The following is a 17,760-nucleotide window of genomic DNA, read 5'->3' on the forward strand; positions in this document are numbered from 1 at the left end:
CTGTCAAGGGCGCTCCTTCGTCGCGTCGCTGCGCGATGGCCTCCGGCCACCCTTGACAGACCGTCCCGCCCCGGAAAGACAAGGACTGCCGGGAAGCCCCCAGAAGAACGGCACGGTCCAGAGTCGGACAATCGGCTCCCTCAGCGACCAGCCGGGATGGTCGGGGGCCGCCTCGCCGGGCATCCGGGCCCCTCCGGCTGTGACCGGCGCCGCCGTCCGCGACAGATCGCTACGCGCTCCTCCCGCCCCAGCGTCCGCCCCCCGTCTGGGGCTGATACCCGCAGGAAAAGACGACGGAATCGTCCCCCGGGGCCGGTGGGCGCGACAGATCGCTACGCGCTCCTCGAAATTCGGCGTCCGGCGGCCGCCTGGGGCTGATACCCGCACGAAATGCCAATCAGGACGGCATTCCGGGCCGGTAGGCGCCACAGATCGCTACGCGCTCCTCGAAATTCGGCGTCCGGCGGCCGCCTGGGGCTGATACCCGCACCAGATGACGAATCGACCAGCCTACGGAGCACCCAGGGCCAGATCGCTGCGCGCTTCGCTCTTCTCGGCGGCCGCCGGCCGTCCGGGGCTGATCAGACCGTCAGGAGTGCTCGCCCATGGCTTGGCGGAGCCAGTCCAGGGTGCCCTGGGCGAGGAGTTCATCGGCGAGGCGCTGGGCGGTTTCGGTGGTCAGTCGGCCGCGGCTGTTGTCGATCCAGCGCTGCGCGCTCGCGTAGCCCTGGGCCTTGTATTCGATGCCCTGGAGCATGCACTCCAGCTTGTCGGCATCCCTCGCGCAGATCGATTCGGGTGTCTCCTTGGCCTCGTACTCCGCGACGAGGTCCTGGATGGTCGCGGCGAGGAGGTCGGGCATGCCGGCCGTCTGGTCGGCTGTGATCGCGGCGGGTTCGGCGGACGGGGAGTACTTCTTGCCCAGGTGGTTCACATCGCCGCTGCGCGTTTCCTGCGTGTCGTGCCAGACGGCGAGGAAGGCCGCACGTGCCGGATCGGCTCCTTCCAGTTTGGCGATCACGGAAGCGATCAGAGAGGTACGCCAGGAGTGCTCGGCCACGCTCTCGGGGTTGTTGACGCCGGCCATCCACCAGCCCGTGCGGCGTGCGTTCTTGAGCGTGCCGGCCTCGTAGAGGAAGTGGGCCACCGCGGACAGGTCATCAGCCACGTCTGTCTCCTTCTCATGCCTCGGCGAGGCGGATCGCGTACCGAATGCCTTCGAGCTCGCGACGCGCTCTGGTCGAGGGCTCGGTGCCATCCAACAGCACGGGCATCCGGGCCCGCAGGTCTCGGGCGGTGGAAGCGGCCGTCTTGAGGAGGCCGGGACGGGCGGCCAGGAGTGCCCAAAGGGTGTGGACGTTCAGGTCGAAGTAGCCATGCTGTGGCCTGAGTCCCTTCACCAGATGCTGGAAGAGCCTGTGTCCTTCCCAGGAGAACGCATCGGTCTGCACGATGAAATCGTCGGACAGTTGGAGGTGTGCTGCCTCTCCGATCCAGTACGCCCAGTAGTTGAGGTTGGCGGTTTCGCCCAGCTCGTCGCCTTCGAGTGTGGAGATGAAGTGACCCAGGCGCTCAGGGTCGCCTTGACGGGCAGCAACAGTGGCCACGGAACGGGCATTGAGCCAACGGGTGAGCCAGCCGTCGGGCCTCTCAGCCTGCTGCTGCATCAGCCAGTCGACGGTGTCCGCTGCCTGGTCGTAGCCCGCGAGGTACAGGGCTTGTCGGCGCAGCAGGAACTGATCAGTGGCTCGGGTCTCTTCGGCTGTCGTGCGCAGGTACCGCTGGGTACGTTCTGCCGCCGCCAGTTCAGGCCCGCTTGGCACCGGGCCGCGCCGGGAGCGGCTGGAAGGCGGCAGCGCACGCATGGACTCCGGGGCTTCGCCATTGAGCGGCCAGGCGAGGAGTTCGACAAGGTCCCGTTGCATGACCCACGCGCCGAGAGGGCTGCCGTTGGTCGCCTTGTCCCCTTCGAGGGCGCTTAGTAGCAGGACGTCTGCCTCCATCGCCTTTTCCAAGGTGGTGAGTAATGCTGCCGGAGTCCCCATGCGCAGGAGCCGATGGCGGTGTCCGAGCATCTGGCCGACAGAGAGAGCCGTGAGCGGCCGTCTGCCGGATTCCCACCCCGCGATGGCGTCCGTCGAGAGGTGAAAGGCCTCCGCGAGGCTGTCCTGTGTGTGGCCGAGCTGCTCCCGGATGACCCGGAAGACGTACCCGGAAACCGTTCCAAGACGGTTGGACCGTCGGCTTCCCGGACCGCTGGTCAGGGTCGAGTACCCCTCGCCGACCACAGCACCTCCCTGTCCTCAGTTTCTTCGTCAAATACCCGTACCGACGGTCACTTCGACCGGCACGTGAACGCGGCAGAGAAAGGCGCAGCCGGCGGAGAGGATCCGTTCGGTGATCACCCTGGTATCTCCTGGCCGGAGCCGAAGGATGGTTCCACTCCCAGCCCGGCGCTTCTCGCCCGAGCGCACCTCGGCTGGGAGCACTTCGTCGATTCCATGGAGGAGGACCCCGATGAGTGAGTGCTACGAGTACATCCCGCACCGCCTCCTCCACCGCCGTGTCCGCGACATCGCCTCCGGCATCGAGGGCGTGCTCATGGCGGTGATCAACGAGAACGTCTCGGACACCGGCATCGAGCGCTGGATGGAGCTCGCCTACATCCGCAACGCCTCCGGTCGCGAGTTCACCACCGCCATCGCCAACGTCCACCCCGCCTATGACCAGCCCCGGACGGCCGTCGGCCGCCGACAAGACAGGAGCACGTAGCGATCTGCGGCACTCACCGGCCCGGGATGCCGTCCTGACTGGCATTTCGTGCAGGTATCAGCCTCAGGCGGTCGCCGGACGCTGAGAAATGAGGAGCGCGTAGCGATCTGGGGCGCCCACCGGCCCCGGATGACGACTTCGTCGTCCTCGGGTGACAGCAGCAACCCCAGACGGCCGGTAGACGCTGAGACGAGAGGAGCGCGTAGCGATCTGGCGCGGAGGGTGGCCCCGGAGGGTACTGGACAGCGGGCCGGATGCCCGGTCTGCCGGGCCCCGACGACCCCGGCTGGTCGCTGAGTCCGCCGCATGTCCATGGAACGTCCGTCCCGTTCCTTTGGGGGTTTCCCGGCAGTCTTCGTCTTTTCCGTGGCGGGACGGGCTGTCAAGAGTGGAGCGCAGCGACATCGCGTAGCGACGCGACGAAGGAGCGCTCTTGACAGGCCGGCCCGACGCGGAAGGACGATGAGACGGACGGGAAAGCCCCAACCGATCTCCGAGACCGCCCGGCCGGGGACCCGCCCCTCCCAGTACCGGGCAGCCGTCCGGGCACCGCCCGGCGGGATCCCGCCCCCGCCCCACCCACCCGCACCCGGGGAGGCGGGTGGGCAGCCACCGCCCGACCCCCACCCCTCGCAGGGGCGGTGGCGGGCCCGCGCCGTGGGTCAGAACGCCGGCCGCTCCGGATCCAGTGCCGCGCGGCCCTCCACCGGGGACGACGCCTCCGCGAAGCGGCGTGGGGGGATGCGGCCCGCCCGGCGGGCCAGGCGGCCCGCCGAGACGGCGTCGCGCATGGCCGCCGCCATCAGGGCCGGCTCCTGGGCGCGGGTCACCGCCGAGGCCAGCATCACCGCCGCGCATCCCAGCTCCATCGCCAGGGCGGCGTCCGAGGCCGTTCCGGCTCCGGCGTCCAGGATCACCGGGACCCCGGCCCGCTCCACGATCAGCTCGAAGTTGTGCGGGTTGCGGATGCCCATCCCGGAGCCGATCGGAGAGCCCAGCGGCATGATCGCCGCGCAGCCCACGTCCTCCAGCTTCCGGGCCAGTACCGGGTCGTCGTTGGTGTACGGGAGCACCGTGAACCCCTCGTCGACCAGGACCTCCGCCGCGTCCAGCAGCTCGACCCCGTCCGGCAGCAGGGTCCGCTCGTCCGCGACCACCTCCAGCTTGATCCAGTCCGTACCCAGTGCCTCGCGCGCCAGCCGGGCGGTCAGGACGGCCTCGCCGGCGGTGAAGCAGCCCGCGGTGTTGGGCAGGACCGCGATGCCGAGCCGGGACAGCACGGACAGGACCGAGCCCTGCACCGTCGGGTCCAGGCGGCGCATCGCGACCGTGGTCAGCTCGGTGCCGGAGGCGATCAGGGCGCGTTCCAGGACGTCCAGGCTCGGGGCCCCGCCGGTGCCCATGATCAGGCGGGAGGAGAAGGTCCGGCCGCCCAGGGTGAACAGGTCGTCGGCCATCGTGCTCAGCCTCCCTGCACCGCGGTGAGGACCTCGACCCGGTCGCCGTCTCCGACGGAGGTCAGGGCCCACTGGCCGCGCGGGACGACGGTCTCGTTGAGGGCGGCGGCGACACCGGACGGAGCCGTGGTGAGGGTGGCGACCACCGCGTCGAGGGTGGTGCCGGCCGCGACCTCGCGCGGCTGGCCGTTGACGGAGATGGTCATGCGTACGACTCCTGGTGTGCGGGGGAGAAGCGGCGGGGGCTGAAGGGGCGGGCGACGTCCGGCACGGCGCCGGTGGTCAGCAGCTCCGCCATCACGTCGCCGGTGAGCGGGGTCAGCAGCACCCCGTTGCGGTAGTGGCCGGTCGCCAGGTGCAGGCCGGGCAGGTCGGTCGGGCCGAGCAGCGGCGCGTTGTCGGGGGAGCACGGGCGCAGCCCGGCCCGGGTCTCGACCAGCGGCAGCTCGGTGATGCCGGGGACCAGCTCGTGGGCGTCGCGCAGCAGCTCGTACACCCCGCCGGCGGTGACGGTGGTGTCCCAGCCGAGCTCCTCGCTGGTCGCGCCGACGACGAGCTCGCCGTTCTCCCGCGGTACCAGGTAGACATGGCTGCCGCGCACCACGGCCCGCACCGTCCGGGACAGGAACGGCGCGTAGGCGGGCGGGACGGCCAGCCGCAGCACCTGTCCCTTGACCGGCCGCACGGGCGGGGCCACCTCGGCCGGTACGCCCTCCAGCCGGCCGCTGAGCGAGCCCGCGGCCAGGACCACCTGGTCGGCGAGCAGCTCGGTGCCGTCGTCGAGGAGCGCGCCGCGGGCCCGGTCGGCGGTGACGAGCAGCCGGCGCGCGGCCGCCCGGTGGACCCGTACGCCGGCCCGCTCGCAGGCGGTGAGCAGGGCGGCCGCGAGGCGGCGGGGGTCCACCTGGTGGTCCCCGTCGACGCGCAGTCCGCCGCGCACGCCCGGGGCGAGCATGGGCTCCAGGCGGCGGCACTCGCGGCCGGTGAGCCACTCGGACTCCAGGCCGCAGCGCCGCTGGAGGGCGTGCAGTTCCCGCAGGTGGAGGCGGTCGTCGGCGTCGAGGGCGACGGCGAGGGTGCCGCAGGCGCGGTAGCCGAGGTCCATGCCGCCGCTGGCCTCGGTGAGTTCGGCGGCGAACTGCGGGTAGCGGGCGGCGGAGGCCAGGTTGAGCCCCAGCAGGGTCTCCTCGCCGTAGTGCAGCTCGGTGACGGCGGCGAGCATGCCGGCCGCGACCCGGGCGGCGCCGCCGCCGGGGTCGGGGTCGGCGAGCGTGGTGCGCAGCCCCTGCCGGGCCGCCCGCCAGGCGGTGACCAGGCCGATGATCCCGCCACCGATGACGAGGACGTCGCCGCCCCGGTGGTCGGATCCCTTGTCGGATGCGTGCATGGGCGTCCAGCCCCTCCCTTCGCCGGCATGACCCGGATCAGGTTCGTACGGTCGGAGGCCGGCCAGCCTCCCTCTCAGCCCGGTGCGCCCGGACTCCCGCGATAGGTACGGTGGCCAGCCTAACCCCGGGGCCGGTGGCGGGTAAGGCTGCCTCCCCGGGCCGGCCCGCCCCCGCTTTCCTGACGAACCGTCAGGTGGCTAGGCTGGCCGTGTGAGTGAGCAGACGGAACAGACGAAGCCCGGTGTCGTGATCGTCGGCGCCGGAATGGCCGGCGTGCAGACCGCCGTGGCCCTGCGGGAACAGGGCTGGACCGGCCCCCTGACCCTGCTGGGCGCCGAACCCCACCAGCCCTACGACCGCCCCCCGCTGTCCAAGGCGGTGCTCCTCGGGAAGGCCGAGGACTCGGCCTTCGACGTCGACTTCGAGGGCCTCGGCATCGAGCTGCGCCTCGGGACCGAGGTCACCGGCCTGCGCGCCGCCGACCGCATGCTGGACACCGAGGCCGGCCCGGTCCCGTACGAGGTCCTCGTCCTGGCCACCGGAGCCGCCCCCCTGACCCTGCCCGGCACCGGCGGCGTCCCCGGCGTGCACCTGCTGCGCACCCTCGACGACGCCGCCCGGCTGCGCCCCGTGCTGGCCGCCGCCCCCGAGGTCGTCGTGGTCGGCGCCGGCTGGATCGGCGCCGAGTTCGCCACCGCCGCCCGCGAGGCCGGCTGCGCCGTCACCGTGGTCGAGGCGGCCGACCGGGTCCTGGCCGGGGCCCTGCCCGCCGAGGTCGCCGCACCCATGGCCCGCTGGTACGCCGGCGCCGGGGCCACGCTGCTCACCGGTGCGAAGGTGGCCGGGATCGAGGAGGGGCGGGTGCTCCTCGCCGACGGCCGCGAGCTGCCCGCCGGGGCCGTCGTCGTCGGTATCGGGGCCCGGCCCGCCACCGACTGGCTCGACGGCAGCGGGGTCGAGCGCGGCCCCGACGGCTCCGTCACCGCCGACGCCCACCTGCGCACCTCCCTGCCCGGGGTGTACGCCGTCGGCGACTGCGCGTCCTTCCCGTCGGCCCGCTACGGGACCCGGCTGCTGGTCCACCACTGGGACAACGCCCTCCAGGGCCCCCGCGCGGTCGCGGCGAACATCGTCGCCGGGGAGGCCGTCCGGGCCTACGACCCGGTGCCGTACTTCTGGTCGGAGCAGTTCGGCCGCTTCGTGCAGTACGCGGGCCACCACGGCGGCGCCGACGCCCTGCTGTGGCGCGGCGACCCGGACGGCGACGGCTGGTCGGTGTGCTGGCTGCGCGGGGACGCCCTGGTCGCCGTCCTGGCCGTCGGCCGGCCCCGGGACCTGGCCCAGGGGCGGAAGCTGATCGAGTCGGGCGCCCCCGTCGACCCCGCCCGGGTCGCGGACCCGGCCGTCCCGCTGAAGTCGGCCACGGCCTGACGGCGAGGACCTTGCGGCGAGGGCCCGACGGCCGTACCCGACGGCCGTACCCGGCGGCGGCGCCGGGCGGACCCGACCGCCCGGCGGGCCCTCCGGCGGGCCCGAACCCGGACGCCTCCCCCGATCCGGGCGGACCCCCGCCCACGCGGACGGACCCGGACGGACGGGGCCGGGTACCGACCGCCCCGCGGAGGTGGCAGGCTTGGGTGCGTGACCGAGATTGACGCAAAGATCGATGCCCTCGTCCCCTCCTGGCTGTACCTCCCCGACATCGCGGAGATGCTCGACATCGAGGTGACCCGGGTCCGCCAGATGGTCAAGGAAGGGCAGCTGATCGCCGTACGCCGGGGCGAGAACCGCGCTCTGCAGGTTCCGGCCCAGTTCATCGACGGGGACAAGGTCGTCAAGGGACTCGTCGGCCTGCTGACCGTCCTGCGCGACGACCGCTTCTCCGACGAGGAGATGCTGGAATGGCTGTTCACCGAGGACCCCTCCCTGCCCGGCACCCCCGTGCAGGCGCTGCGCGAGAACCGCGGCACGGAGGTGAAGCGCCGCGCGCAGGCGCTCGCCCTCTGAGCGGCTGATCCACGGACGGGGGCGGGCCGGGTAACCTCGGCCCGCCCGCGTTCCACCACCATCAGGGGGGTACTCCCATGCAGCAGCTGTCCGACGCCCGGCTCTACCTGTGCACGGACGCCCGCAAGCGGCAGGGGGACCTCCCCGAGTTCCTCGACGCCGTCCTGGCCGGCGGGGTCGACATCGTCCAGCTCCGCGACAAGGGCATGGAGGCCGGCGAGGAACTCGAACACCTCCAGGTCTTCGCCGAGGCCGCACGCCGCCACGGCAAGCTCCTCGCCGTCAACGACCGCGCCGACGTCGCACACGCCATCCGCTCCGACGTCCTGCACCTCGGACAGGGCGACATCCCCGTCCCCGCCGCCCGCGCCATCCTCGGCCGTGAGGTCCTGATCGGCCGCTCCTGCCACGCCGAGTCCGAGGTGGACGCCGCCGTCGCCGAACCCGGCGTGGACTACTTCTGCACCGGCCCCTGCTGGCCCACCCCCACCAAGCCCGGCCGCCACGCCCCCGGCCTCGGCCTCGTCCGCTACGCGGCCTCCCTGGCCCAGGACCGCCCCTGGTTCGCCATCGGCGGCATCGACGCCGGCAACCTCGACGAGGTCCTCGACGCCGGCGCCACCCGCGTGGTGGTCGTCCGCGCCCTGACCGAGGCCTCCGACCCCGGCGCGGCCGCCGCCGACCTGGCCAAGCGCGTCCGCGCCCGCCTCGCGTAGCGGATCCCCGCGCGGCCGGCCTCGTGCCGCACTCGCACGGCCCTCGTGCCGGGGTCGGGCCGGCGCCGAAGTGTCCAAAAATCTGTCCAAGGGATGGACAGTGCTTCGGTGTCCGCCGGGGCGCGTCTAACCTGCCGGTATGGCCCTTGGTACCGCTTCCACCTGGTCGGACCGTGCACACACGGTCCGCGACCTCCTCGCGTCCGGAGCCTCGTACTCCTTCGAGTTCTGGGCCCCCCGGACCGAGAAGGGTGAGCGCAACCTCTGGAACGCGCTGCGCCGGATCGAGGCGGTCTCCCCGAGCTTCGTCTCCGTCACGTACGGGGCCGGCGGCTCCACCCGGGGCGGCACCGTCCGCGCCACCCAGCAGATCGCCGCCGACACCACGCTCACCCCCGTCGCGCACCTCACCGCGGTGGACCACTCCATCGCCGAGCTGCGCCACGTGATCGGCCAGTTCGCCGACGCCGGCATCCGCAACATGCTCGCGCTGCGCGGGGACCCGCCGGGCGACCCCATGGGCCCGTGGGTCAAGCACCCCGAGGGCGTGGACTACGCGGCCGACCTCGTGCGCCTGCTCAAGGAGTCCGGCGACTTCTGCGTCGGCGTCGCGGCCTTCCCCGAGATGCACCCCCGCTCCGAGAGCTGGGACACGGACATCCGGCACTTCGTGGACAAATGCCGCGCCGGGGCGGACTATGCCATCACCCAGATGTTCTTCGATCCCGAGCATTATCTGCAGCTGCGCGACAGGGTCCAGAAGGCGGGCTGCGAGACCCCGATCATCCCCGAAGTCATGCCCGTTGTGGGCATCAAGCAGCTCGACCGGCTGCCCCAGCTGAGCAACGCGGTCTTCCCTGACGCCGTGAAAGACCGCATGCACGCCGTCAAGGACGATCCGGCCGCTGTACGCTCCATTGGCATCGAGTTCGCCACGGAGTTCTGCGCGCGGCTGCTGTCCGAAGGTGTTCCGGGACTGCACTTCATCACGCTGAACAATTCCACGGCGACTCTCGAAATCTACGAGAACCTGGGCCTGCACCAGCGGGCCTGACCGGCCGTCTCCCCGTCTCCCGCGCGGTACGGCCGTACCGAGAGGGGCCTTGCATGGGAATGACGGTCCTCTACATCGCGTTCGCTTTCGTCGCGCTGTGGCTGCTTGCCGAGGTCCTGATGCAGTACAAGGCCCGGCTGCGCTGGCGCCTGCTCGCCTTCGCCGGGTTCCTGGGCGTCGTGGCCGGGGTCGTGCTGCCGTCGGTGCTCGTCATCGCCATCGGCGCGACCGCCTTCGCCGTCGGCCAGACCCTGGTCACGCTCTCCTTCCGCAAGGGCTTCGTCGCCGGCTGGGCCCTGCGCAAGGGCAAGGGCGGCGAGCCCGCCCGCAAGGAGGGGCAGAGCAGACGCCGCCGCGCCGGGGGCGCCGCGCTGCGCCCGGAGCCCGCGCTGGAGGTGACCGGGCTGGAGTACGGCTCCCAGGAGCCCGGCGCCGCCCGCGACGCCGACGACGACCGGGACGACCGCAACGTCTTCACCCCGCAGCCGGTGCCCGAGGAGACCGGCTCCTACGGGATACAGAGCTTCGCCCCCCAGCAGCCGGACGCCACCGCGGCCTTCGCCTCCCCGTTCGCCGCGGACGGCCAGGACGGCGGTCAGCACGCCGCGTACTACGACCCCGGCCAGGGTCAGAACGGCTACGACTACGGCGGCTACCCGGCCGGCGGCCAGCAGGTCTACGCCGCCTACTCGGACCCGTACATCGGCACCGGCGGCGCGGTGGCCCCGGGCCAGCAGTACGACTACCCGCACTACGACCCCGCGCAGCAGCAGTACTCCATGGACACCCCGCCCGGCGGTGTCTGGGTCCCGCAGCAGCGCGCCACCGAAGCGGCCCCCCAGCCCCACCCGGAGCAGGACCCGCAGCAGCAGCCCCAGGGCTACCCGTACCAGGGCAACGGCGAATACGGCCAGTACCGCTACTGAGCCGGGCCCGGGCGCGGCGACGGGATCACTGCGAGCCGCGGAAGTCCGCCCCCTCGACGATCAGGCCCGCCACCAGGGCCCCCGTCATCCCCGCGTGCGCCAGCCCGCCCCCGGGGTGCGCCCAGCCGCCCGCGAGGTACAGCCCGGGCAATCCCGTCGCGTTGGCCGGGTACAGCAGGCGGCCGCCGTCACCCGGCAGGGCCGGGGCGGGCACCGAGCCGCCGACGGCGCCGGTCGCGGCCTCCACCTGCGCCGGGGTGCGCACCTCCTGCCAGAGCAGCCGCTTGCGCAGGTCGGGGACGGCCCGCGCGGCCAGGTCCAGCAGCTTCTCCGGGTCCGGGACCGCCGCCCCGCCCGCGGGGCCGCACACGGCGCTGACGGTGACCGCCTCGTGGTCGGCGTCGGGCCGGGTGGCCGGGTCGTCCGGGCGCAGCACCGTGACGAGCTGGACGGCGGCGGAGCCGGGGGAGTGCACCAGGGTGCGGTGGACGGCGTCCGCCGGGCGGCCGCCGCGCAGGGCGAGCAGCAGGGTCAGCCGGCCGGGCACCGACCCGCCCCGGGCCTGGACGCTGCCGCGCGGCCAGGACACCGAGCCGGCGAGTTGCCGGGGGTCGATGCCGCAGACGACGGAGTCGGCGGCCGCCTCGGTGCCGTCGGCCAGCCGCACCCCGGCCGCCCGGCCGTCGCGGCTCAGCACGGACTTCACCGAGGCGCCGAAGACGAATTCCACCTTCCGCTCCAGGCAGCGCTCGTACACGGCGGTGGCCAGCTCGCGCATGCCGCCCCGGACGTACCAGGTGCCGAAGGTCTGCTCCATGTACGGCAGGGCCGCCGCCGCGGCGGGGGCCGCGTCCGGGTCGAGCCCGTACGCGAGGACCCGCCCGCGCAGCAGTTCCCCGAGCCCACCGCCCAGCTCGCGCCGGGCCACTTCGGCCAGGGTGGGCTGGCGGCGGCGCAGCAGGCCGCTGCCGCGCAGCGCGGGGTAGGGGTCGCGGCCGAGGACCTGCCAGTCGGGGCGCAGCGGCTCCTCCAGCAGGGGGCGGCGGATGGCGTCCCAGGTGTCGCGGGCACGGCCCAGCAGGTCGTTCCAGCGCTCGCCGGCGCCCGCGCCGAAGGTCTCGTCGAGGGCGGCGGCGACCCCGCCCCGGGAGGTGCCCGGCAGGGTGACGGAGGCGTGGTCGAGGACGTGCCGGACGGCCGGGTCCACCTGGACCATCCCGACGACGTCCTCCAGCGGCCGCTTGCCGGTCTTCACGAACAGGTCGCGGTAGACGGCGGGCAGGTGCAGCAGCCCCGGTCCGGTGTCGAAGGCGAAGCCCTCGCGCTCGTACCGGCCGACCGCGCCGCCGTAGGTGGAGCCGCGCTCGTAGACCGTCACCTGGTGGCCCGCCACGGCCAGCCGGGCCGCCGTCGCCATCGCGCCCATGCCGGCGCCGATCACCGCAATTCTTGCCATGGCGCTGAGCCTATCGAGCGGGCGCCCGGCCCATCGAGCGAGGTCAGCGGGTCAGAACGGCGGAGCCCCGCGGACAGCCGCCATCCGCTTCTCCTCGCGGGCCCGGGCCCGCCGTCGCCGGAATCGGCGGATCCGGTTCCAGAGGAAGGCCAGCATCGCCAGACCCGTGGCGAGCAGGACCGCGGCGATGACCGCCGCGGCCGTGGGGTGGAACACGGCGAAGGCGACGATGCCGGCGACGCCGAGGTCCTCGGCGGTGCTCAGGGCGATGTTGCTGAAGGGTTCGGGGGAGGTGTTGACGGCCATCCGGGTGCCGGCCTTGACGAGATGGCTGGCCAGGGCCGTCGAGCCGCCGAGGGCCCCGGCGGCGATGTCGGGCAGCGAGCCGCTCTGGCCGGCCAGGAGGGCGCCGACCACCGCCCCGGCGACCGGCCGGACGACGGTGTGGACGGAGTCCCAGACGGAGTCCACGTACGGGATCTTGTCCGCGACCGCCTCGCACAGGAACAGCACACCGGCGACGACGAGCACGTCGGTGCGCTGGAGGGCGGCCGGGGCCTCGTCGGTCAGGCCGGTCGCGCCGAAGAGGCCGAGCAGGAGGACCACGGCGTAGGCGTTGATCCCGCTGGCCCAGCCGCTGGTGAAGACCAGGGGGAGCACACTCACACGGAAATCATGCCGCAGCGGCAGGGAAAACGGTGCGGTTCGCTCGGTCCGCCCGATGAGGGGGGACGGCCGCCATCGCGCGGCCGTCCGTCACCGGGCCAACGGACAGGAAGGGGTGCGGGGCTAGTGCCCCTGTTCGTCCCGGCGGCGCTGCCACCGTTCCTCGATACGGGTCATCATCGACCGATGCTGCCGGTTGCGGCCTCGGGCCGAACCGCCTGCATTTCCGGAGACGGGCTGCTCGCCGGGCTTGGGGGCCTTGCGCCAACCGGTGACCACGAGGACCGTACAGGCCAGCATGACGAGGAATCCCACCACGCTGATCCAGAGCACTTCCTGCCAGATCACACCGGTCATGAGGAGCGCGATACCCACCACAATGCCCGCGACTGCCTGGTAGACCCGTCGCCGGGTGTACGTGCGCAGTCCACTGCCCTCAAGCGCTGTCGCGAACTTGGGGTCTTCGGCGTACAGCGCTCGCTCCATCTGCTCGAGCATGCGCTGCTCGTGCTCCGAGAGCGGCACGGGAGTCCTCCTCATCCGTCGGTCGCGGGGGGTAGCGACCAGGGGTCCCCTTCAGGATAGGCGGGGAATCGCCCCCGTGATACCCGCCCTCTACGCCACATTCTGCACATCGCTGAGCGAGAAACCACTGCGTAGAAAACCACTGCGTGAAACGTACCGTCACCAGCGCAATCACTGAGGCGCTTATTCCCCAATGCGTGACCCGCCATGCCGAGCGGTGGTCCGATCATACGGGTCACGGCGCGGGAACGGAGGGGTCTCGCGCAGGTAACCGTGACCGGCCCGCGCGTACGGCCCGGCGATCACTCCCGCAGATCAGGCCCGCTTCTCGCCCAGGACGTGCAACTGCGTGGCCACCGCGTGGAAGGCGGGCAGTTCGGCGGCGGCCTCCTCCAGGCGCAGCAGTGCCTCCACCGCGCCCGGCTCGGTGTCCACCAGCACCCCGGGCACCAGGTCGGCGAAGATCCGCACGCCGTGCACGGCACCGACCTCCAGCCCGGCCCCGGCGACGAGGTCCGCGAGCTGCTCGGCGGTGAAGCGGCGCGGCACCGGGTCGCCCGAACCCCATCGCCCGGCCGGGTCGGTGAGGGCGGTGCGGGCCTCGGTGAAGTGCCCGGCCAGCGCGCGGGCCAGGACGGCCCCGCCCAGGCCGGCGCCGAGCAGGCTGAGCACGCCGCCGGGGCGCAGCGCGGCGACGGCGTTGGCCACGCCCTCGGCCGGGTCGTCCACGTACTCCAGTACGCCGTGGCAGAGGACCGCGTCGTACGCGTCCCGCTCGACGACGTCCAGCAGGCCCTGGGCGTCGCCCTGGACCCCGCGCACCAGGTCGGCGACGCCTTCCTCGGCGACCCGGCGCTCCAGCCCGAACAGGGCGTTCGGGCTGGGGTCGACCACGGTCACCCGGTGGCCCAGGCGGGCGACGGGCACGGCGAACTTGCCGGTGCCGCCGCCGGTGTCGAGGACGTCCAGGACATCCCGCCCGGTCGCCTTCACCCGGCGGTCGAGGGCCTCCTTGAGGACCTCCCACACCACGGCGGTGCGGAGGGAGGCGCGGGGGCGGGAAGTGTCCGACACGGCTGATGGCTCCTCGGCGGCGTTGGGTCGGGGTGCGGTGCGTGCCCCACCCTATTGCCTCGGCCGACCGCGCAGCTCATCCCGCGTCCGGACGCTCCGGCCGGGGCTGCGGCAGGGGTTGCGCCAGGGGGTGCGGCGTGAGCATCCGCTCCACCAGGCGCAGGAACATCCCGGCCTCCCGTACGAGGTCGTCCGCGTCCCGGCTGGTGGCCGCGTCCGGTATCCCCGCCTCGGCCCGGGCCCGGCGGGCCGCGCCCGAGGCGAAGAGGGCGCTCCACTCGGCGAGCTCCGGGGCCAGCTCCGGCAGCACCTCCCACGCACTGCGGATCCGGGGCCGCCGCCGGGGGCGGGCCGGCTCGGGCCGGCCGCGCGCGGCGAGGACCGCGGCGGCGGCACGGAGGGCGGCGAGGTGGGCCGTGGCGTACCGCTCGTGGGGCCGGGCCAGCAGGGCGGCCTCGGCCAGGCCGCTGCGGGCCTTGGCGAGCAGGTCCAGGGCGGCCGGGGGTGCGGCGGCCCTGCGCGGGACGGGGTGGACAGGGGACGGGGACGGTGTGGCCATGACGAACCTCCTGTCGTTGCGTGGTGCTCGGCGGTGGGAGCGGGTGGTGTGCCCGCGTCCGTTCCGTGGATCCATCGTGGCGCCCCCCACTGACAATCGCCCTGACCTGCGCCTTCGTCCTGAAAGTCCCCCTCCGGTACCGACCTTGGGCCCGAACCTGCTAGTTTTTGAACTGACTGGTCAGTTCAAAAGGAGGGGGAGGGCGTGGACAGCCCGCACGGCGCCGCCGTCAAGGCCGAACGCTTCGGACTCAAGGGCCCGCGCGGCTGGGTCTTCCGGGACGTCGCCGTCGACGCGGCGCCCGGCTCGCTCATCGCGGTCGAAGGCCCCTCGGGCAGCGGCCGCACCTGCCTGCTCCTGGCCCTCACCGGCCGGATGAAACCCACCGAGGGCCACGCCGAGATCGGCCGCCTGCGACTGCCGAAGAAGATGGCCGCGGTCCGCCGGATCGCCGCCCTCGGCCCCGTCCCCGGGGTCAACGACCTCGACCAGGCCCTGACCGTCGCCGAGCAGCTGCGCGAGGGCGCCATGCTCCAGCGGCGCTACGAAGCCCCCCTGCGGTCCCTGCTGCGCCGCCGCGGCGCGCACGGAGCACCGGCCCCGGCCGACCGGGTCGAGGAGGCCCTGGCCGCCGTCGGGCTCGACCCGGCCACCCTTGCCAAGGGCCCGCGCACCTCCGTACGGGACCTGGAACGGCTGGAGGCCCTCCGCCTCTCCGTGGCCATCGCCCTGCTGGGCGGCCCCCGGCTCCTCGCCCTCGACGACCTCGACCTCAAGCTCTCGGACGCCGAACGCGCCGAGGCCTGGACCCTGCTCCGCTCGGTCGCCGCCCGGGGGACCACCGTCCTCGCGGTGTGCAGTGAGGCCCCTGGCGACGCGACGGTGCTGCGCACGGGCCCGCGCCCCGAGGCGGCGCCCGCACCGTCCCCCGGCGGGGCGGCCCCCGAGGCCGGCGCCGGCCGGGCCGGGCAGGCGGAGCGGGACACGCGCGACGGCACCCGGGACGCCTCCGACGACGACACCGACGACGACACCGACGAAGAAGACACGAAGGGGGCGGACGATGCGCTCGCCGAAACTGGCCGCGCTTGAGCTGAAGCGGTTCGGTCGGGGGAAGCTGCCCCGGGCCGCCCTCGTCGCGCTGCTCCTCCTGCCCCTGCTCTACGGGGCCCTCTACCTCTGGTCGTTCTGGGACCCGTACAAGCGCCTCGACCAGGTGCCCGTCGCCCTCGTCAACGCCGACAAGGGCGCCACCGTGAACGGTGAGCACCTCGACGTCGGCGGCGAGCTCACCCGGAACCTCCGCGAGCGCAAGACCTTCGACTGGCGCGTGGTCAGCGCGGACGAGGCCGCCAAGGGTCTGGAGGACGGGACGTACTTCCTCTCCCTGACGATGCCCGCCGACTTCAGCGAGAAGATCGCCTCCAGCGGCGGCGCCGCCCCCGCCACCGGGGCCCTCCAGGTCCGCACGAACGACGCCAACAACTACATCGTCGGCTCGATCTCGCGCACCGTCTTCTCCGAGGTCCGCTCGGCCGCCTCCACCAAGGCCTCCCGCCGGTTCCTCGACAAGATCTTCGTCAGCTTCTCCGACCTGCACGACAAGACCGCCGAGGCCGCCGACGGCGCCGACCAGCTCAAGGACGGCGCGGGCAAGGCCCAGGAGGGGGCCCAGGAGCTGGCCGACGGCCTCGACACCGCCAAGGAGAAGACCGGCGAGCTCACCGGCGGCCTGAACAAGCTCGACGAGGCCGCCGGCAAGCTGGAGACCGGCTCCCGGCAGGTCGCCGAGGGCACCCAGAAGGTCGCCGACCTGGCGAACGGCGCCGCCGAGAAGGCCCGCCCCTTCGTCAAGGACCCCAAGAACCTCGCGGACACCGCCAAGCTGGTCGCCGACACCGCCCACGTCGTCAACAACCACCTCGACAAGGCCGCCGAGCACGCGCCGGCCGCCGCCGCTGCCACCAGGCGCGTCTCGGGCCTCGCGGACGCCTCCTACGCCAAGTACTGCGCCAAGCCCGACCCCAAGCTGCCCGCGGGCTTCTGCGAGACGCAGAAGAAGATCAAGGACGACGCGGCCGAGGCCGCCCTGCTCAGCGCCGACGCGAACACCGTCCTCGGCAACGGCAAGGGCGACATCACCAAGCTCCGGGGCCAGCTCACCGACCTGGAGAACAAGGCCCGCGAGCTCGCCGACAAGGCCCCCGGCCTCGCCGGGGACCTCAACGCCGCGGTCGCCAAGGCCAACGCCCTCAACGACGGCGCCCACCAGGTCGCCGACGGCATGGTCAAGCTGCACGCCGGCCTCGGCACCGCCGCGGGCGGCTCCGGCAAGCTCGGCGAGGGCGTCGGCAAGCTCGGCGACGGCGCCCAGCAGCTGGGCGGCGGCATGGTCAAGCTGGTCGACGGCAGCGGACGGCTCGCCGGCGGCCTCCACGACGGCGCGGGCAAGATCCCGGACTACGACCAGCGGCAGCGCGACGCCCGTACGCAGGTCATGGCCGACCCCGTCCAGCTCGCCAGCGACCCCCTGCACAAGGCGCCCAACTACGGCACCGGCTTCGCCCCCTACTTCATCCCGCTCTCCCTCTGGGTCGGCGCGATGGTCGCCTACATGCTGATCGCGCCCATGAACAAGCGGGCCCTGGCCGCCGGCGCCTCCTCCTGGCGGATCGCCTTCGCGGGCTGGCTGCCCGTGGTCGGCCTCGGCGCCGCGCAGGTGGGCGCGCTGATGTCCGTACTCCACTGGGGCCTCGGCCTGGAGATGGCGCACCCGGCCCTGACCGTCGCCTTCCTGGTCCTGGTCACCGCCTGCTTCGCGGCGATCATCCAGTGGCTCAACGCCAAGTTCGGCGCCGCCGGCCGCATCCTGGTCCTCGCGGTCCTGATGCTCCAGCTGACCTCGGCGGGCGGTACCTACCCCGTCCAGACCAGCCCGGGCTTCTTCAACGCCATCCACCCGTACCTGCCCATGTCGTACATCGTCGCGGGCCTGCGCCGCCTCATCACCGGCGGGGACCTCACCCCGGTGTGGCAGGGCAGCCTGGTCCTGCTGGCCTTCACCGCCGGGGCCCTGGCCCTCACCGCCCTCGCCGCCCGCGGCAAGCAGGTGTGGACCATGGACCGGCTGCACCCGGAACTGAGCCTGTAAGGGGCGGTT

18 protein-coding genes and 1 riboswitch are annotated in these 17,760 nt (G+C 73.2%); of the genes, 8 read left to right on the top strand and 10 right to left on the bottom strand.

What is annotated here, in order from left to right:
* Positions 1-589 precede the first annotated feature (589 nt).
* Positions 590-1,168, bottom strand: coding sequence for an HD domain-containing protein (locus tag WDV06_RS21835; protein WP_395511453.1), 579 nt, complete (start codon positions 1,166-1,168; stop codon positions 590-592).
* 13 nt (positions 1,169-1,181) lie between these two features.
* On the bottom strand, positions 1,182-2,288 hold the full coding sequence (locus WDV06_RS21840) for a helix-turn-helix domain-containing protein (protein ID WP_395511454.1): 1,107 nt from the start codon (positions 2,286-2,288) through the stop codon (positions 1,182-1,184).
* A 229-nt stretch (positions 2,289-2,517) separates the two neighbouring features.
* Here WDV06_RS21840 and WDV06_RS21845 point away from each other — a divergent pair, with 229 nt between their 5' ends.
* Positions 2,518-2,772 carry a hypothetical protein gene (locus WDV06_RS21845; protein ID WP_395511455.1) on the top strand — a complete coding sequence of 85 codons (255 nt, stop codon included), beginning with the start codon at positions 2,518-2,520 and terminating at the stop codon, positions 2,770-2,772.
* A 662-nt stretch (positions 2,773-3,434) separates the two neighbouring features.
* On the opposite strand, the gene WDV06_RS21850 is transcribed toward WDV06_RS21845, so the two are convergent.
* From WDV06_RS21850 to thiO, 3 genes are all read right to left on the bottom strand, one after another.
* A complete protein-coding gene (locus tag WDV06_RS21850; protein ID WP_395511456.1) occupies positions 3,435-4,229 on the bottom strand; it encodes a thiazole synthase in 795 nt (264 codons plus the stop codon).
* A 5-nt stretch (positions 4,230-4,234) separates the two neighbouring features.
* Complete coding sequence (gene thiS / locus WDV06_RS21855) at positions 4,235-4,435, bottom strand: sulfur carrier protein ThiS (RefSeq protein WP_395511457.1); 201 nt, start codon at positions 4,433-4,435, stop codon at positions 4,235-4,237.
* On the bottom strand, positions 4,432-5,616 hold the full coding sequence (gene thiO, locus WDV06_RS21860) for a glycine oxidase ThiO (RefSeq protein ID WP_395511458.1): 1,185 nt from the start codon (positions 5,614-5,616) through the stop codon (positions 4,432-4,434). Before thiO ends, thiS begins: the two co-directional genes overlap by 4 nt.
* A riboswitch (TPP riboswitch) is annotated at positions 5,614-5,726 on the bottom strand. It overlaps the preceding gene by 3 nt.
* 101 nt (positions 5,727-5,827) lie before the next feature.
* On the opposite strand from thiO, the gene WDV06_RS21865 reads away from it, so the two are divergent.
* From WDV06_RS21865 to WDV06_RS21885, 5 genes are all read left to right on the top strand, one after another.
* A complete protein-coding gene (locus WDV06_RS21865) occupies positions 5,828-7,048 on the top strand; it encodes an NAD(P)/FAD-dependent oxidoreductase (RefSeq protein WP_395511459.1) in 1,221 nt (406 codons plus the stop codon).
* A gap of 210 nt (positions 7,049-7,258) precedes the next feature.
* On the top strand, positions 7,259-7,624 hold the full coding sequence (locus tag WDV06_RS21870) for an Rv2175c family DNA-binding protein (RefSeq protein ID WP_042803199.1): 366 nt from the start codon (positions 7,259-7,261) through the stop codon (positions 7,622-7,624).
* Positions 7,625-7,701: 77 nt separating this feature from the next.
* Positions 7,702-8,340: a thiamine phosphate synthase gene (gene thiE, locus WDV06_RS21875; RefSeq protein WP_395511460.1), complete on the top strand. Its 639-nt coding sequence runs from the start codon at positions 7,702-7,704 to the stop codon at positions 8,338-8,340.
* A 139-nt stretch (positions 8,341-8,479) separates the two neighbouring features.
* The gene (gene metF, locus WDV06_RS21880; protein ID WP_395511461.1) at positions 8,480-9,394 is read left to right on the top strand and encodes a methylenetetrahydrofolate reductase [NAD(P)H]; all 915 of its coding nucleotides are present in this window, start codon (positions 8,480-8,482) and stop codon (positions 9,392-9,394) included.
* A 53-nt stretch (positions 9,395-9,447) separates the two neighbouring features.
* Positions 9,448-10,320 carry a hypothetical protein gene (locus WDV06_RS21885; RefSeq protein WP_395511462.1) on the top strand — a complete coding sequence of 291 codons (873 nt, stop codon included), beginning with the start codon at positions 9,448-9,450 and terminating at the stop codon, positions 10,318-10,320.
* 25 nt (positions 10,321-10,345) lie between these two features.
* Here WDV06_RS21885 and WDV06_RS21890 read toward each other — a convergent pair whose 3' ends face one another.
* The 5 genes from WDV06_RS21890 to WDV06_RS21910 form a co-directional block, all read right to left on the bottom strand.
* Positions 10,346-11,776: a phytoene desaturase family protein gene (locus WDV06_RS21890; RefSeq protein WP_395511463.1), complete on the bottom strand. Its 1,431-nt coding sequence runs from the start codon at positions 11,774-11,776 to the stop codon at positions 10,346-10,348.
* Between the two features lie 51 nt (positions 11,777-11,827).
* Positions 11,828-12,442 (bottom strand): DUF4126 domain-containing protein, encoded by a 615-nt coding sequence (locus tag WDV06_RS21895; protein WP_395511464.1) that lies wholly within the window; start codon positions 12,440-12,442, stop codon positions 11,828-11,830.
* A 123-nt stretch (positions 12,443-12,565) separates the two neighbouring features.
* Positions 12,566-12,967 carry a DUF3040 domain-containing protein gene (locus WDV06_RS21900; protein ID WP_395511465.1) on the bottom strand — a complete coding sequence of 134 codons (402 nt, stop codon included), beginning with the start codon at positions 12,965-12,967 and terminating at the stop codon, positions 12,566-12,568.
* A gap of 315 nt (positions 12,968-13,282) precedes the next feature.
* Positions 13,283-14,041 carry a class I SAM-dependent methyltransferase gene (locus WDV06_RS21905; protein WP_395511466.1) on the bottom strand — a complete coding sequence of 253 codons (759 nt, stop codon included), beginning with the start codon at positions 14,039-14,041 and terminating at the stop codon, positions 13,283-13,285.
* A gap of 76 nt (positions 14,042-14,117) precedes the next feature.
* Positions 14,118-14,600, bottom strand: a complete 483-nt coding sequence (locus WDV06_RS21910; protein ID WP_395511467.1) for an SAV_6107 family HEPN domain-containing protein — start codon at positions 14,598-14,600, stop codon at positions 14,118-14,120.
* 204 nt (positions 14,601-14,804) lie between these two features.
* Here WDV06_RS21910 and WDV06_RS21915 point away from each other — a divergent pair, with 204 nt between their 5' ends.
* Together WDV06_RS21915 and WDV06_RS21920 are read left to right on the top strand one after the other, a co-directional pair.
* Positions 14,805-15,692 (top strand): ATP-binding cassette domain-containing protein, encoded by an 888-nt coding sequence (locus WDV06_RS21915; protein ID WP_395511468.1) that lies wholly within the window; start codon positions 14,805-14,807, stop codon positions 15,690-15,692.
* Positions 15,664-17,751 (top strand): YhgE/Pip family protein, encoded by a 2,088-nt coding sequence (locus tag WDV06_RS21920; protein WP_395511469.1) that lies wholly within the window; start codon positions 15,664-15,666, stop codon positions 17,749-17,751. The genes WDV06_RS21915 and WDV06_RS21920 overlap by 29 nt, the downstream gene beginning before the upstream one ends.
* The last annotated feature ends 9 nt before the right edge of the window (positions 17,752-17,760 follow it).

This window comes from Streptomyces racemochromogenes, assembly GCF_044129415.1.
GTDB lineage: Bacteria > Actinomycetota > Actinomycetes > Streptomycetales > Streptomycetaceae > Streptomyces > Streptomyces racemochromogenes_A.